General features: G+C 65.0%; 14 protein-coding genes and 3 pseudogenes. All 17 read left to right on the top strand.

Going from position 1 to position 15320, the window contains the following annotated elements; translation table 11 throughout:
* Nucleotides 1–71 precede the first annotated feature (71 nt).
* Nucleotides 72–299, top strand: a pseudogene (locus AC07SZ_RS27100) (zincin-like metallopeptidase domain-containing protein); the annotation flags it as partial.
* Nucleotides 296–667 (top strand): annotated as a pseudogene (locus tag AC07SZ_RS27105) (DUF2958 domain-containing protein). The pseudogenes AC07SZ_RS27100 and AC07SZ_RS27105, both read left to right, overlap by 4 nt.
* A 173-nt stretch (nucleotides 668–840) precedes the next feature.
* Nucleotides 841–2973 (top strand): annotated as a pseudogene (locus AC07SZ_RS27110) (ParB/RepB/Spo0J family partition protein).
* Nucleotides 2974–3069: 96 nt separating this feature from the next.
* The gene (locus tag AC07SZ_RS27115) at nucleotides 3070–3546 is read left to right on the top strand and encodes a UCP036055 family protein (RefSeq protein WP_494916633.1); all 477 of its coding nucleotides are present in this window, start codon (nucleotides 3070–3072) and stop codon (nucleotides 3544–3546) included.
* Nucleotides 3547–3652: 106 nt separating this feature from the next.
* Nucleotides 3653–4069: a hypothetical protein gene (locus AC07SZ_RS27120; RefSeq protein WP_494916635.1), complete on the top strand. Its 417-nt coding sequence runs from the start codon at nucleotides 3653–3655 to the stop codon at nucleotides 4067–4069.
* Nucleotides 4066–4332, top strand: coding sequence for a DUF6117 family protein (locus AC07SZ_RS27125; protein ID WP_494916637.1), 267 nt, complete (start codon nucleotides 4066–4068; stop codon nucleotides 4330–4332). The genes AC07SZ_RS27120 and AC07SZ_RS27125 overlap by 4 nt, the downstream gene beginning before the upstream one ends.
* Before the next feature lie 173 nt (nucleotides 4333–4505).
* Entirely contained in the window at nucleotides 4506–8834 is a 4329-nt protein-coding gene (locus AC07SZ_RS27130; protein WP_494916638.1) for a strawberry notch-like NTP hydrolase domain-containing protein, read from the top strand.
* Nucleotides 8831–9868, top strand: a complete 1038-nt coding sequence (locus AC07SZ_RS27135; protein WP_494916639.1) for a DUF7146 domain-containing protein — start codon at nucleotides 8831–8833, stop codon at nucleotides 9866–9868. The genes AC07SZ_RS27130 and AC07SZ_RS27135 overlap by 4 nt, the downstream gene beginning before the upstream one ends.
* A 341-nt stretch (nucleotides 9869–10209) precedes the next feature.
* Nucleotides 10210–11136 (top strand): DUF2493 domain-containing protein, encoded by a 927-nt coding sequence (locus tag AC07SZ_RS27140; protein WP_494916831.1) that lies wholly within the window; start codon nucleotides 10210–10212, stop codon nucleotides 11134–11136.
* A 60-nt stretch (nucleotides 11137–11196) separates the two neighbouring features.
* Nucleotides 11197–11652 carry a hypothetical protein gene (locus AC07SZ_RS27145; protein ID WP_494916640.1) on the top strand — a complete coding sequence of 152 codons (456 nt, stop codon included), beginning with the start codon at nucleotides 11197–11199 and terminating at the stop codon, nucleotides 11650–11652.
* 204 nt (nucleotides 11653–11856) lie between these two features.
* Nucleotides 11857–12024, top strand: a complete 168-nt coding sequence (locus AC07SZ_RS27150; RefSeq protein WP_494916641.1) for a hypothetical protein — start codon at nucleotides 11857–11859, stop codon at nucleotides 12022–12024.
* Between the two features lie 136 nt (nucleotides 12025–12160).
* A complete protein-coding gene (locus AC07SZ_RS27155) occupies nucleotides 12161–12601 on the top strand; it encodes a hypothetical protein (RefSeq protein ID WP_494916643.1) in 441 nt (146 codons plus the stop codon).
* Between the two features lie 615 nt (nucleotides 12602–13216).
* Nucleotides 13217–13543, top strand: a complete 327-nt coding sequence (locus AC07SZ_RS27160) for a DUF736 domain-containing protein (RefSeq protein ID WP_494916644.1) — start codon at nucleotides 13217–13219, stop codon at nucleotides 13541–13543.
* Between the two features lie 177 nt (nucleotides 13544–13720).
* On the top strand, nucleotides 13721–13981 hold the full coding sequence (locus tag AC07SZ_RS27165; RefSeq protein WP_494916645.1) for a DNA -binding domain-containing protein: 261 nt from the start codon (nucleotides 13721–13723) through the stop codon (nucleotides 13979–13981).
* Between the two features lie 134 nt (nucleotides 13982–14115).
* Complete coding sequence (locus AC07SZ_RS27170; protein ID WP_494916646.1) at nucleotides 14116–14364, top strand: transcriptional regulator domain-containing protein; 249 nt, start codon at nucleotides 14116–14118, stop codon at nucleotides 14362–14364.
* Nucleotides 14336–14881: a DUF2285 domain-containing protein gene (locus tag AC07SZ_RS27175; RefSeq protein WP_494916647.1), complete on the top strand. Its 546-nt coding sequence runs from the start codon at nucleotides 14336–14338 to the stop codon at nucleotides 14879–14881. The genes AC07SZ_RS27170 and AC07SZ_RS27175 overlap by 29 nt, the downstream gene beginning before the upstream one ends.
* 140 nt (nucleotides 14882–15021) lie before the next feature.
* On the top strand, nucleotides 15022–15303 hold the full coding sequence (locus AC07SZ_RS27180; RefSeq protein ID WP_494916649.1) for a helix-turn-helix transcriptional regulator: 282 nt from the start codon (nucleotides 15022–15024) through the stop codon (nucleotides 15301–15303).
* The last annotated feature ends 17 nt before the right edge of the window (nucleotides 15304–15320 follow it).

The raw sequence follows: 15320 nt of genomic DNA on the forward strand, positions 1-15320 counted from the left end.
AGATGCCCGCGAACCTCGCCAGTTCCACAGGAGGAACGTCGTCTGAGACAGCTTGACTGTTCAGATAACGCGCCGAGATGAACGCGGCCTTCTGCTGCGCCTCGCTCGGCATCGTGCCGACGGTGCGCCATGCCGATTATCTCGGCTCCTGGCTCGAGGTGCTACGCGAAGACAACCACGCCATCGTGCGGGCCGCCAGCCAGGCGAGCAAGGCTGCCGACTGGCTGCTTGCCCTCGTTCCGGAAACCGACGCCATGGTCGAGGCCGGCCAGCCCGAGATCGACAGGAGGGCCGCATGATCCTCCTCACCGAGGACCTGCGCGAGCGCCTGCTCGCCAATGGCCGTTAGCGCAACGCCGATCACATACCGGTCGTGAAGTTCTTCAGTCCGCTCGGCGAAGGAGTATGGCTCGCGACCGAGTTGGATGCCGATGGCGACGCCATGTTCGGTCTCGCCGATCTCGGCTATCCCGGGTTGGGCAGTTTCTCACTCCTCGAGATGACGTCGGTCCGTCTGCCCTTCGGCATGGGCCTTGAGCGCGACATTCTCTTTGCCACCGACCTGCCGATTTCGGCCTGGGCGGAAGTTGCCCGCCGGGCCGGAAGCATTCGCGACGCGGAAAGCGTCCTCTACCACGTCGCCCAATCTGGCCGGAACGACGCGTGAGATCTCAGCTTGAAATCCGTAAAGCCGCAGACGCGCAAAGTCGTGTCTGCGGCCCTGTGCCCGCCGGATCTTCGATCTGCGGCGCAGTCCTCAGAGTGAGAGGGCTGCGCCTTCCTTTGTGACGGGTTTGGAGGTCGAGAGAGTCTCGGCCGCCCGTCGCGGAGATAGTCCACATGGTTACGCCCAAGCAGAAGATCACCCTCAACGCCTCGCGCGACATCCCCTTCAACAAGCTGATGCTGAGCCAGTCCAATGTCCGGCGTATCAAGCGCGGGGAAACGATCGAGGACCTCGCCGCCTCGATCGCACGGCGCGGCCTGCTCCAGAGCCTCAACGTCCGGCCAGTGTTGGATGGCGAGGGCAACGAGACCGGCATGTTCGAGGTGCCGGCTGGCGGGCGCCGCTATCGCGCGCTGGAACTGCTGGTCAAGCAGAAGCGCATGATCAAGACCGAGCCCGTTCCCTGCGTCGTCAGCGACGCCCACAGCGCGATCCCGATCGAGGAGGATTCGCTTGCCGAGAATTTTCAGCGCGAAGATTTACATCCGCTCGACATGTTTCGCGCCTTCCAGACCCTGCACGACCAAGGCGCCAGCCATGAGGAGATCGCGGCACGCTTCTTCGTGTCGCCTACCTTCGTGCAGCAGCGTCTGCGCCTCGCCAAGGTCTCGCCCAGACTGCACGATATCTACGAGCAGGAGGGCATGAAACTCGAGCAACTGATGGCCTTCACGGTGTCGGACGATCACGCCCGTCAGGAACAGGTCTGGGAGGCGCTCGAAAACTCCTGGTCGAAGGAGCCGCAGCAGATCCGGCGCCTGCTGACGGAGACCGCTGTGCGGGCAAGCGATCGCCGGGCGCTGTTCGTCGGTGTCGACGCGTATGTCGCTGCTGGCGGCGTGGTTCTGCGCGACCTGTTCGAGGCCGACAATGGTGGCTGGCTGCAGGACGCCGCGCTGCTCGACCGCCTGGTCAGGGACAAGCTGAAGTCGATCGCCGACGAGATCGCGGCGGAGGGCTGGAAGTGGATCGTGGTCGATATCGATCTGCCTTATGGCCACAATCACGGCCTGCTGGCACTCGCCGGCTCCGCAGCCGATCTGACCGACGAGGAGCGGGCGGAACGCGAAGCGCTGCGCGCTGAGTACGATCGGCTGGAAGCCGAGTGTGCCGAAGCCGACGAACTCCCCGACGAGGTCGATCAGCGCCTCGGCGAGATCGAGTCCGCGCTGGAGGCGTTCGAGAGCCGGCCGATGAACTACGATCGGGCCGAGATCGCCCGCGCCGGTGTGTTCATCAGCATCGATCGTGATGGCGATCTTGTCGTCGATCGGGGCCATGTGCGCCCCGAGGACGAAGCGACGCAGGCAGTCAACGGCAACTCCGCCGAGCCCGGCGATGCGACGTAGAACGGGGATAGTATGGACGATCCTTCGGTTCGCCGCGCCACCATCACCATCGGCGCGCTGGCAGCCGAGCCGGAGGAGGAGGATGGCGACGCCATCAAGCCGCTGCCCGAGCGCCTGGTGATCGAACTCACCGCGCATCGCACGCTGGCGCTGCGCAATGCCGTGGCCGAGAACCAGCATGTGGCCATCACGGCGCTGCTGCATCGGCTCGTCCTCGACACCTTCGGTCATCGTTCCGCGACCGGCTGCGTCGAGGCCTTCATCCGGCATGTCCACCTGCCGGCGCAGGACGCCGACCTCAAAGACAGCCCCGCGGCCAAGGCGGTCAACGAGCGCCATGAATCGTGGAAGGGCGACATCCCGCTCGGTGACGACCAGACTCTGTGGGCCTGGCTCGACAGCCTCGATGAAGCCAGTCGGCAGACGCTGCTGGCGCATTGCGTCAGCTATGGGATCAACGCCCTGTTCGAACGGCCCAACCCCTACGGCAGTGGCGTTTCCCAGCACGGGTTGGATCAGCGCTTGCGTGAAGCCGATCGGTTGTCCCGTGCCACCGGGCTTGACATGGTGGATGCGGGCTGGCGGCCGACGGTCGATAATTATCTCGGCCGGGTCACCAAGTCCCGCATCCTCGAAGCCGTGCGCGAAGGTGCCGGAGAGCAGGCGGCTCAGCTCATCGACCATCTCAAGAAGGGCGACATGGCCAAAGAGGCCGAGCGCCTCCTTGCCGATAGTGGCTGGCTGCCTGAACCGCTCCGTCTGATCGATCAGGACGCACCGGCCGCGCAGACGGACGAGGGCGAGGAAGCTGATCTGCCCGAATTCCTCGCCGGCGATGATGAACACGACTCTGCGGCAGCCGATGAGGTCACCGCTCACGCGGTCGCTGCCGAATAGCACCCATCGACGGGGCGGCTCCAGTCGCCCTGTTCCCCTTGACCTCACTCTCATGGCCCGACGCCCTGTCGGGCCTTTTCGTTTCAGGAGACATCCATGTCCGCCCACATCGTCTATGACAACGCCCCGCTCGGCTCGCTGATCCGGTACTCGGACGGCACCCCCAAACCGCCCGCGCGCTTTACCCGCAAGCTCGCCGACTGGGGCCATCGCAACGGCTTCGGCCGTCTGGTCCGCAAGGCATCGCCGCGCGATCTTCCGACCTACAGCGCACCGGCTTCGATCACGCTCAACGAAGGGAACTTCTCCTCCGGCGGCGTCATCCTCGTGACGGTCATGCGAACCTACTCGGTCGACAGCGACCTCAGCTTCAAGATCGTCGAGCAGCCCGGCATCGGCATGGTCCGGGTCCTGCAGCAGATCGGCGACGACGACGAGTTGTTGCACCTCGCCGAGAGCCGGGAGGCGGCCGCACTCTGGTTGGCCAAGACCGGATGCCGCAACGCGCGTCTTGAAGACGTCACCGCCGACGAGGTCGGCGCGGATGTCGTCGAGTGGCGGGCGGCAGCGTGAGCCGCGTAGCGGCACACCCCCCGCGCATAGAACATTAACCCTCAAACCACCATGGCCCGGGGCTCGCAGACGAGCGACGGGCCGCTTGCTTTTCAGGAGCAGCACGATGCCGCAATTCACTGTCGAGACAACCTATCACCTGCCGGTCTTCCAGCACTCCATCTATTCGGCCGGCACGCCTGAGGCCGCCTGCCGTCTCGCCATCGAGGACAATGACTGGTCTGGTCAGAGGGACGACTATGAGTCCTCCGGCGAATCCCACGTCACCGGCATCTGGGAGGGTGCCGGCGCCGCTTATCGTGGACAGGCCATTCCGGTTCCTGCACATTTCGGGGAAGCGGTGCAGCGCAAGGCCGCACAATTCGAACTCATGCTGGGCTTACTCAAGATCATCGTCGGCGATGCTAAGGCCCGCCGACCGACGCCGCCGGAATGGCTTGGCAAGGCCGAATGGGCGATCGCGCGCGGCGAAGCGATCCTCGCGGGCGCCCGCGATCCAGTTGAACCCGGGGATGCGCCATGAGCATTCCAGACCATGCCCGCAGCAACTTCCAGACGCTGCTTCGTGCCGCCGGCGACGGCAACCTCGCGCTGATGGAATGCGCCGACGCGGCGACCGGGCAGCGGCGTTATGTAATCTGCGCGGTCGGGCGGCAGGGCGCGGACTACGTGTTCACGCCGTTCGGTCATCTTGCCGACGGCAATCCCTATGATGCCTACCTGCCGCCCGATCCCAACGACGCCAATAGTTTCCTACAGAAGTCGGAGCCTAACGGCGGAACATGATCGAGATCGGTTGATACCGGCGAGCGCTCCACCTCATGGCGGGGCGTTTGTTTCATTTTAGCTTCGGCGGGTTCCTGAGAGGGAGAGGCGGGCCGGGATGGGTTTGAATCCGTGCGGTCCAGAGAGAGCGCCGCGCGGCTCGATCCTGTCCCCGCTCTCCCGAGGTTCACACCATGTACATGATCTCGCCCGCTGCGACGGTTCCCGCTGCCGCGCCGCTCCTGCTCGCCCAAACCCGTGCAGCCGGCGCTATCTTCGCCGCCGCCGGCCTGCTGCTTCCCCATCTCGAACGCGGCGAGTGCATCGACGCGCCAAAGCTGCGCTCGGCGATGGAAGCCGCATTCGGCGCCTCCGACGCCGCCGGCGCCTGGGACTGGAAGCAGGCCTACGATGCCTGCGAGGCCGCGACAGTCCTTTTCCTGCGCAAGTACGGACAGGCGTTGTTCCGCAAAGCCCCGTCTCCGACTCTCCGGCTTTCCGCATTGTCGAAGATCGCCGGGCTCATGCCGACGCATACCCGCCGATCCGAAGAGGCGCAGACCTTCCAGCAGTTCTCGACGCCGATTCCGCTCGGCCTTGTCGCGGCAACGGCCGCCGCCATCACGCCCGCCGACCGCGTGCTGGAGCCTTCCGCCGGCACCGGGCTGCTCGCCATCCTGGCGGAGATAGCCGGCGCCTCGCTCGTCCTCAACGAGCTCGCCGAGACGCGCGCGGCACTTCTCTCCTCCCTCTTTCCGGCCGTTCCTGTCACCCGCTTCGATGCCGCCCAGATCGACGACCATCTCGATGTCAGCGCCGTACCAAGCGTGGTGCTGATGAACCCGCCCTTTTCGGTCATGGCCAATGTTGAGGGCCGCATGGCCGACGCGGCCTGGCGGCACATCGCCTCGGCGCTGGCGCGCCTTACGCCCGGCGGGCGGCTGGTGACGATCACCGGTGCGAACTTCGCACCCGACCATCCGGCCTGGACCGCCGCCTTCACTCGCCTGCAGGAACGTGGCCGCGTCGTCTTCTCCGCCGCCATCGACGGGTCGGCCTACGCCAAGCATGGCACGACCTTTCCGACACGCCTCACCGTCATCGACAAGCTCCCGGCGGACGATCCCACCATCTTCGTGGATGCTCCCGACATTGCTCCGGATGCGGCGACGCTCCTCGCGTGGATTGAGGAGCGCCTTCCCGCGCGGCCGACGGTCGTGATGGCCGCCGTTTCCAGCGCGGCATCGGGGGTCGCCGCGCCCCGCGCCGTGCATGGCTATCTCACACGCTCGGCGAGAACCACGCCACGCATGTCGATCGCCGAACCGGAAGCCATCGACCTCGCCTATGAGGCTGTCGACTGGCAGGCGGCCGAGGGGGACCAGATCAGCGACGCCATCTATGAGGCCTACGGGCTTCAGGCGATCCGCATCCCCGGCTCTCGGGCTCATCCCACCCAGCTCGTCCAATCGGCGGCCATGGCCTCGGTGGCGCCACCCAAGCCGAGCTACCGGCCGCGCCTGCCGAAGAACGTCCTTGACCTGCTCTCGGATGCGCAACTCGAGACCGTCATCTATGCCGGCGAGGCCCACACCGAATATCTCGCCGGCACCTGGACCCTCGACGACACCTTCGACGTGGTTAGCGCCGCGGCCGACGACGCTGCAGGTGCCGTTCGCTTCCGACAAGGCTTCATGATTGGCGACGGCACTGGGGTGGGCAAAGGCCGGGAATCCGCAGCCGTCATTCTCGACAACTGGATGCAGGGCCGGCGCAAGGCGGTCTGGATCAGCAAGTCCGACAAGCTGATCGAGGATGCGCAACGGGACTGGTCGGCGCTCGGCATGGAGCGCCTGTTGATCACCCCGCTCTCCCGCTTCCCGCAGGGCAAGCCGGTCACGCTCGCGGAAGGCATCCTATTCACCACCTACGCCACGCTGCGGTCCGAAGATCGCGGCGAGAGGGTTTCGCGGGTTAAGCAGATCGTCGAATGGTTGGGTGAGGATTTCGATGGAGTGATCATCTTCGACGAGGCCCACGCCATGCAAAACGCCATCGGCGGCAAGGGCGAACGGGGCGATGCCGCGCCCTCGCAGCAGGGCCGCGCCGGCCTCAGGCTCCAGCACGCCCTGCCGCAAGCTCGCATCGTCTATGTGTCAGCCACCGGCGCCACTACGGTCCACAACCTAGCCTATGCCCAACGGCTCGGCCTCTGGGGCGGCGAGCATTTTCCATTCTCGACCCGCGCCGATTTCGTCGAGGCGATCGAAGCCGGCGGCGTGGCGGCGATGGAAGTGCTGGCACGCGACCTCAGGGCACTCGGCCTCTATACGGCCCGCTCGCTCTCTTTCAACGGCGTCGAATACGAACTGCTCGAGCATGAGCTGACGCCCGAACAGGTCCGCATCTATGACGCGTACGCTGGGGCCTTCGGCGTCATCCATAACAATCTCGATGCGGCGATGCAGGCGGCCAAAATCACCGGCAGCACCGGCACGCTCAATGCCCAGGCCAAGTCGGCCGCGCGCAGCGCCTTTGAAAGCGCCAAGCAGCGCTTCTTCGGTCATTTGTTGACCAGCATGAAGACGCCGACCCTGATCCGCTCCATCACCCGCGATCTGGAGGAGGGCCATTCCGCCGTTGTCCAGATCGTCTCGACGGGCGAGGCGCTCATGGAACGGCGGCTGGCCGAGCTGCCGACTGAGGAATGGAACGACGTCCGAGTCGACATCACGCCGCGCGAATACGTCCTCGACTATCTCGCCCATTCCTTCCCGGTGCAGCTCTACGAGCCCTTCACCGACTCCGAAGGCAATCTGTCGTCGCGCCCGGTCTACCGCGATGGCCAGCCCGTCGAGAGCCGCGAGGCGGTCGCCCGGCGCGACGAGCTGATCGCCAAACTCGCCAGCTTGACGCCTGTCCCCGGCGCGCTCGACCAGATCGTCCAGCATTTCGGAGTGGACATCATGGCCGAGGTCACCGGTCGCTCGCGCCGCATTGTCCGCAAGGGCGAGCGCCTTGTCGTTGAAAACCGTGCCGGGTCAGCTAACCTCGCCGAGACGCAGGCCTTCATGGATGACCAGAAACGCGTTCTGGTTTTTTCGGACGCTGGCGGAACGGGGAGGAGCTACCACGCCGAACTGTCGGCTCGGAACACGCGGCTGCGTGTGCATTATCTGCTCGAAGCCGGCTGGAAGGCTGACGCCGCCATTCAGGGCCTGGGCCGCACGCATCGCACCAATCAGGCGCAGCCGCCACTCTTCCGGCCGATTTCGACCAATGTGAAGGCGGAAAAGCGCTTCCTCTCGACGATCGCCCGCCGTCTCGACACGTTGGGCGCGATCACCCGTGGCCAGCGCCAGACCGGCGGCCAGGGCCTGTTCCGGCCAGAGGACAATCTGGAAAGCCACTATGCCCGCGATGCGCTACGGCAACTCTATCTGCTGATCGTACGCGGCAAGGTCGAGGGCTGCTCGCTCGAGCGTTTCGAGGCGGCGACGGGTCTCAAGCTGATGGATGCCAATGGCATCAAGGACGAGTTGCCGCCGATCACCACCTTCCTCAATCGCCTGCTCGCATTGACCATTGCGCTGCAGGGCGTGCTGTTCGGTGCCTTCGAGCAACTGCTGGCGGCGCGCATCGAGGGCGCGATCGCGTCAGGCACCTACGACGCCGGGCTGGAGACGCTGCAGGCCGAAAACTTCGTCGTCACCGATCGGCAGGTGATCTACACCCATCCGCGCACCGGCGCCGAAAGCCGCCTGCTCACGATCACCGAACGCAAGCGCAATCGGCCCGTCACGCTCAATGCGGCGCTCGATCATCTCCGCGATCCGCGTGCCTTACTGCTCATCAACGAGCAATCGGGCCGCGCCGCCGTACAGATCCCGACCCCCAGCGTCATGCTCGACGATGGCGAGGTCGAGCGCCGTGTCCGCCTGATCCGGCCGATGGAAGGCCAGAACATGCCGCTCAAGGCCATGGGCGAAACACGCTGGGTCGAGGCCGACCGCGAGGCGTTCATAACTGCCTGGACGGCCGAAATCGCCGGGGTGCCGGAGTTTTCGGACTCGGTCTTGCACATGGTCACCGGCCTGCTGCTGCCGATCTGGAAGCGCCTGCCCAACGAGTCGACCCGCGTTTATCGACTTCAGACCGACGAGGGCGAGCGCCTCATCGGCCGCCGCGTCTCGCCGGCATGGGCCGCCAACGCCTCTGCGACGAACGCGGTTGCGCTATCGCCGGACCAGGCGTTTGCGGCTCTGATGGACGGCCGGACCATCCTCGATCTTGCCGAGGATCTCCAGCTTCGCCGCAGCCGCGTCATGGGTGCATGGCGCATCGAATTGTCCGGCTTCACCGACACGATGCGTGAGCGCCTCACCGCCTACGGTCTCTTCCACGAGATCATTTCGTGGAAGCTCAGGATGTTCGTGCCGATCGACGCCAACGGGCTCGCCGTGCTGGAGCGCGTGCTCGACCGTTTCCCAATCGATCGGGTCAGTGAGCGGGAGGCTGCATGATTCCGCGTCACGCTGCATCCGATCTCGCACACCGCCTCGGCGAACATGCCGAGGCGGTGTGCCGCCACTACCTCTCCAATGGCCGTCGCCAGGGCAACTATTGGACCGTCGGCGACGTCCGCAATGCGCCGGGCCGCTCGATGTTCGTGCGTCTGCAGCCATCCCCGAAGGGACCGCCGGGCAAATGGACCGACGCCGCTACCGGCGAGCATGGCGACCTGCTCGATGTCATCCGCGAATCCCTCGGACTGGTCAACTTCCGGGACGTCGCCGACGAGGCGCGCGTGTTTCTCGCTATGCCAGATGCCATGCCACCCCGACCGGCCGAGCCGATCACCCAGGTCCCCATCGGATCTCCGGAAGCGGCTCGCCGACTGGTCGCCATGTCGAGGCCCATTATCGGCACCCTCGTGGAAACGTATTTGCGTGGACGTGGCATTACGACTTTGCACGGAACCGCAGCCTTGCAGTTCCATCCACACTGCTACTACCGGCCAGACGATCATGGACCGACCAAGACCTTGCCGGCGATGATCGCCGCTGTCACCGACCTCGATGGACATCTGACCGGCGCGCACCGCACCTGGCTCGCACCGGACGGCTCCGGCAAGGCACTCGTCGGCACACCGCGTCGGGCAATGGGTGACCTTCTCGGTCAAGCCGTGCGCTTCGGCGTACCCGGCAGCGTCATGGCGGCAGGCGAAGGCATCGAGACGACGCTATCGCTCAGATGCGCCTTGCCCGACATGGCGATGGCGGCGGCACTCTCGGCCGCCCATCTTGCCGCCATCCTGTTCCCACCGAACCTGCGGCGGCTCTATGTCATCCGCGACAACGATCCGGCCGGTGACGCTGCCCGAGACAGCCTGCTCGAGCGCGCGACCGACGCCGGAATCGAGGCAATCGTGCTGTCGCCGGAGACGGAGGACTTCAACGAAGACCTCCGCCATTTCGGACTTGCCGCCTTCCAGGCCTCGATTGCGGACCAGCTCATGCGCAAAGATCGCATCCGCTATCTGACACCGGCGGCATGAGCCGTGAGGGGAAGCGCACGACGCACGGTGCCGGTGTGCCGCATGGATGAGTGGCCCGCCGGCAGAGAACCGCGACCCGGCCTTCGAGAGGGCGATCGGCCCACAAGCGAGCCGGCCAGCCAATGGCGGCGGCCGACTATTTTCCGGCGGCGCACGACTACTCGCGAATGGCAGCGATCGGGCGCGACGCCTTTCCATCGCGAGGCAAAATAGCCGGCCGCCGCCATCCTCCGCTGCGCTCCGGCCCTCCGCTTCGCTGCGGGTGTCGGACCGTCCCGCCCGTGGGCTCTCGTCGCCATGAAGGCCGCGAGGGTCGCGGTCAAACCGACGGGAGCATCCCCATGAGCGAGCACGACGACACCGAACCGCATCACGCCGCTTCTCCGACCGATCACATCCTCACCGAACTCCAGCTCTATGGCTGGCGCCCATTTGCGGACGAGCCCGATCCGCGACCGCTCCCCAGTGGCGACCACGTGGCCGGAGCCGTGGCCGACATCTTTGACGCCCTCATCGCCACCCTGGCCGACACGCGCCTCGAGCCCGACCTCGATGACGTGCTCTGGTCCGTCACCAATGTCTTCCACCGGTCTGTACAACGGATCGAGCGGCAACTGGACGACAACGAGCAGGTCCAGCGCCGCCTGCAGCGCGAACAAGACGGCAGCGAGATCAAGGCGGTTGAACTCGAGAACCTCACCGTCCAGGGCCAGACCATGATCGAACGGCGCGACGCCTTCGAGCTCATGCGAGACCAGGCCGCCGACCACTACGATCAGTACACCGGCTCGGCCTGGCGACCGCGCACGGGGTCGATGGTCAACCATCACCATCTCACCGCCGCAATGATCGATAGCCGCGACTTCCTCGCCGCCAGGCGGCGCGCGGAAACCGAGGTCATGTTACCCGCCGGCCCCAAGATCGCCTTCTCCGGCGGCGATACCGCCGATCACGAGCTGATCTGGGCAAAGCTCGACCAAATCCGCGCCAAGCACCCCGACATGGTGCTGATGCACGGCGGATCACCGAAAGGCGCCGAAAAGATCGCCGCCCGCTGGGCCGATCATCGCAAAGTGCCGCAGGTCGCTTTCAAGCCCGACTGGAGCAAACATGCCAAGGCCGCTCCCTTCAAGCGCAACGACCAGATGTTGGCGGTCATGCCGATCGGCGTCATCATCTTTCCGGGCACCGGCATTCAGGAGAACCTCGCGGACAAGGCCCGCAAGCTCGGCATCCCGGTCTATCGGCTCGGAAACGGCGGCGCGTAAGCGCCGTCGGAGCCTACGCCCTCCTATAAATAGCCGGGGAGGCACGGCATTCTTCAAGCCATGTCGCTCGTATCCTTTCCCGAAAGCTTCACGCCGGACATCGCGCTCGCCGACACCTTCTTGCGCAATGCCGCCGTGTGCCTCGATGGCGCTGACTGGGCGGCGGATCGAGGCAGGAACAATGCGGCCCTTCACGCCATCGCCATCGCAATTGAATTGCTCCTGAAGTCGCATCTTCTCAGAGTCGCGACTGATGATCGCTGGAACCGCCGCCATATCGGGCACGATCTCGACAAGGCGGCTCGTTACGCCGAGAGAGCTGGATTAGGCCTGCCACCGCAACTGCGCAGCGTCATCGCCCAGCTTCATCCTCATTTTCAGCGGGGCGGCTTCCAACGGGATACATCGCGATCATGGCCGTCAGGTTTCTCGCTCGACGCCCGCCACATCGCGCGGCAGCTCGCTCAGACGCTCCTGGAACAAGAGCGTCGCGTCAACAACGCCCGCTGCTCCTGACTTGAAGATGACCGCACCCCGCGATCCATTGCGCTGATCCTTGGTCCAGCCGATGGCCTAAAGCCATCAACCCGCAAGGGGTCGGACTACGCGAAGCGTGCCGCCGCTCCGGCTTCGCCTTCGCGGTGATCGCGGCCATCGGCCGAACACGTCGGGCGCCTGTCAGCGGGGGAGGGTCCTCCGCTTCAAACAGGAGCCGGATCGATGTCCTTCGCCAACGCACATGCCTTCGCCTTCAGCCTCGCCGCCACTCTTATGGTCACCATCATCATCTTTCGTGCCGGCGACGGCACTCTCTCGGTCGTGCCGGCGAACGAGTATGACGGCGACGACACCGCCATCATCGGCGAAATCGACCCGTTCGCCCCATGACGGGGCGGACATCGCGCCTGGCGATGCAAAGAACACCGGCGGGTTTCGCCCGCGCTTCTCCTTTGCTATGCTGTGCACTGCGCCAGGTGGTGGTGGAAGGCGCAATCGCCAGAGCTATTCTCTCGGAGACACCACCATGATCATCCTCGGCATTCTCCTTTGCATCGCGGCCATCGGCATCTTGTGCTGGTTGCTCTTCACGCTTGCTATCGTCGCACTCCCGTTGTTCGTCGGCGTCAGCGCAAGTACATGGGCATTCAACACCGGTGCCGGCTGGCTTGGCGCGATCCTTGTCGGCATCCTCGCAGCCGGGCTGACGCTCGGCGTCGGCCAAATCCTCCTCGGCGTTATCAGCTCCACCCGGGCGAAGCTGGCGATCGCGCTGGTCTTCGTCGCTCCCGCGATCCTTGCCGGCTACCATGCCACCCATGGCATCGCGAAACACATGATGCCTTCGGAAACCTGGCAGATCGTCTTTTCCGTCATTGGCGCGATCGCCGTCGGCGTCACGGCATATCTGCGGGTCGCGGGCATGGCCGCCGCCGACCAATCCGGTAGGGACATGGTTCAAGCTTAAACCCGCGCGAGCGAGGCAGGTGGACCAGACCGACGAAGGCCTAGCCTCCTCATCATCGGTGGTTGGAGCAATCGGGCTGCATGCCAAGGATCGAGCAACGGCCACGCCGGCGCGGCCTCGTTTGTGGACTTGAACTTTCTTCGGTCGATGCCGCATGGCAGGCCGACCAGTTGGTGGCAGGACGGCAGCGCGACCGGTGGCTGCGTCATTGCAGGTGCACGGGATCGGATGCCTGGAATGTGCACGCGATGCCAGTGAAACTCGTAGCGATCTGCTGGCGGCGAGTTGGACGCCAACGTCTCCGTTGCCAATCCATCCCAAGAGCGCTCCAAACGGCCTCTTCAATGGGCTGATCTGGCCGAAGGACGGCTGAAGCCTCGACCGCCTGAGCCGCAACGGCGCGTCTCGACTTTCTTCCCCTGCCGGCTCCCACCCCATGCCGCAAGTGCATGGGGACCCCGAGCGCCGCCATTCCTCGCGAGACAAGAAAGTCGTTCCTGCGCCGTCCTCCGCGTTGCTCCGGTCGCAAGCGATGCGTCGTCGGTCGCCTCCGGCCAAGTGATCGCCATCGAGGCCGCATGGTGCGGGCTCGGGAACAGAAAACGGAGACTTACAATGGCTACCATCGGCACCTTCAAGAAGACCGCCTCGAACGAGTACACCGGCGAAATCGTCACCCTCAGCGTCCAGGCCAAGAACGTGCGCATCATCCCAGACACCCGCGCCACTGGCGAGAATGCTCCCAGCCACCGGGTGCTGGTCGGCCGCGCCGAGATCGGCGCCGCCTGGTCCAAGCGCTCCAACGAGGGCCGCGAGTACCTGGGTCTCAAGCTCGACGATCCGAGCTTCAACGCCCCGATCTACGCCAACCTCTTCGACGACGAGGAAGGTGAGGGTTTCTCGCTCATCTGGTCCCGCCCCAACGCGCGGCGGGGTGACTAAGGACCCGCGAAGGCCCCGGCCGGAAGGCCGGGGCCTTCTTCCGCGGACGTCCGGATCGGTTCACTCAAACCGAGAGCGATGCCGAAACCGCATCGCCTGATGCTTATCAACTATCCTCCGTCTGCGCAGTTGTTTCTATAAAATGCAGGCTTTCACTCTGTGAAGACGAGGCAAGCGATGATCGAGCCGTTTGACGAAACCGCGCCGACCAGTGACGAACTCACCGAATACGATCGGGAGCACATCAAGCTCTATGTACGCCTGCTTGACGCCGCCGACGACGGCGCGGACTGGCGCGAGGTGGTCGAAATTCTCTTCGGCATTGATCTGACGAGGGAGCCACAACGCGCCCGGCGCATCCATGACAGCCATCTGGCGCGAGCGCGCTGGATGGCGCGTGCTGGCTACCGCCATCTCTTGCGTCAACCCGGCAGCTAGCACCACCGCTCCTGTCGTTCCCGGGTGATGCCGAAACGGCATCACCCGATGCCCGGCGAGGGTCTTCCGCCAATCGCTACAACCCGGAATTGTTTTGAGGCGGGGTCTACGCGTTTCTTGCGAGGAGCTCTTGGATGAGGCCGGATACGTCGCATTGGCGAGACAATGCCAGCTATGATTATTTCGATACATTACCCATCGAAGGGCTCGCCTGGGAGTGTCTGCGGCGTCACGAACCCTATCAACGGCACTACCAAGCGCTCCTGACCACAAGAGCCGACAAAGAACCCTTCCACCTTGAGGCACAGCGGCAGTGGGGGTTGCGATTTCCCGGCCACGCCGGATTTGTCCGCCTTGGCGCAAGACGTTTTCTGGTCGCCTGACGTCGATCCAGCTGTGGTTTCTCTCGTGCCGACGCCGGAATTCCTGTCGTCCTTGCGATCGGCGCCGTTGACCGGCGTGGGTGTGAGCCGCGACAGCGTGGAAGGACGCCACACTGTCCATAGTGCAGGTGTCGCCACCCAACTTCTGCTTTTGCCCGGTAGTGAGCCCCACGGCCTTTTGGCGGCGTTGATCCCTTTGGATGCAGAAACGTTGGGACGGATCGAAGCACTCACCCGTTTCTGGCGGGCCTGGCAAGGGCGCCCCACACCTTCGGACACGCGGATGACCCCGCAGCAACGCCGCCGCTTTCGACTGATGATACAGGCCGCTGACGGCCACTCGAATGGCGCGAGCTACCGCGACATTGCGATCGCCCTTTACGGGTTTAAGCGCGTCGCCGCCGATCCTTGGAAGACCTCCGCGCTGCGCGATGCGGTGATCGGTCTTGTCGAAGGCGCCACCGCCATGATCGGCGGCGGCTATTTGCAAATCCTGCGTCATCGCCGTCGATCCTAGCGGGTCTGGCCGCGCAAAAGGGGTGGAGTTTTAGCCCCCCTCAACTTCCCCATCCCTCACGAAGCTTACTCTCCGCCACCGTGGTCTCCGTCCACCGCTGAACGCCAGCGGCCGTCCAAAACCCCACGGAGGCCCGATCCATGCGACCCGATATCGCCGTCCTGCCGCCACGCTTCCTGCGCACCAAGGAAGCTGCGGATTTCCTAAGCCTTTCCGCCCGCACGCTCGAAAAGCACCGCACCTATGGCACCGGTCCTGGCTACCGAAAGCTCGGCGGCCGTGTCGTCTATGCCGTCGACGATCTTCAGGCTTGGGCCGAACGCGGCGCCGTCACCTCTACATCTGATCCGCGTGGGTCGGTCCTGCCGGCCAAGCGTCACTCGCCAGCGCCGCCGGCGCATGGCGGACGATACGCACGCTGACCGCGTGCTGGTTTCAA

This window comes from Mesorhizobium sp. GW821-FHT07A06 (assembly GCF_059419085.1).

Coding starts and splice junctions, on each gene's coding strand:
- AC07SZ_RS27170 (WP_494916646.1), top strand. CDS start 14,116: ATGAGGCCGGATACGTCGCATTGGCGAGACAATGCCAGCTATGATTAT.
- AC07SZ_RS27165 (WP_494916645.1), top strand. CDS start 13,721: ATGATCGAGCCGTTTGACGAAACCGCGCCGACCAGTGACGAACTCACC.
- AC07SZ_RS27130 (WP_494916638.1), top strand. CDS start 4,506: ATGTACATGATCTCGCCCGCTGCGACGGTTCCCGCTGCCGCGCCGCTC.
- AC07SZ_RS27125 (WP_494916637.1), top strand. CDS start 4,066: ATGAGCATTCCAGACCATGCCCGCAGCAACTTCCAGACGCTGCTTCGT.
- AC07SZ_RS27150 (WP_494916641.1), top strand. CDS start 11,857: ATGTCCTTCGCCAACGCACATGCCTTCGCCTTCAGCCTCGCCGCCACT.
- AC07SZ_RS27115 (WP_494916633.1), top strand. CDS start 3,070: ATGTCCGCCCACATCGTCTATGACAACGCCCCGCTCGGCTCGCTGATC.
- AC07SZ_RS27135 (WP_494916639.1), top strand. CDS start 8,831: ATGATTCCGCGTCACGCTGCATCCGATCTCGCACACCGCCTCGGCGAA.
- AC07SZ_RS27155 (WP_494916643.1), top strand. CDS start 12,161: ATGATCATCCTCGGCATTCTCCTTTGCATCGCGGCCATCGGCATCTTG.
- AC07SZ_RS27120 (WP_494916635.1), top strand. CDS start 3,653: ATGCCGCAATTCACTGTCGAGACAACCTATCACCTGCCGGTCTTCCAG.
- AC07SZ_RS27145 (WP_494916640.1), top strand. CDS start 11,197: ATGTCGCTCGTATCCTTTCCCGAAAGCTTCACGCCGGACATCGCGCTC.
- AC07SZ_RS27180 (WP_494916649.1), top strand. CDS start 15,022: ATGCGACCCGATATCGCCGTCCTGCCGCCACGCTTCCTGCGCACCAAG.
- AC07SZ_RS27160 (WP_494916644.1), top strand. CDS start 13,217: ATGGCTACCATCGGCACCTTCAAGAAGACCGCCTCGAACGAGTACACC.
- AC07SZ_RS27140 (WP_494916831.1), top strand. CDS start 10,210: ATGAGCGAGCACGACGACACCGAACCGCATCACGCCGCTTCTCCGACC.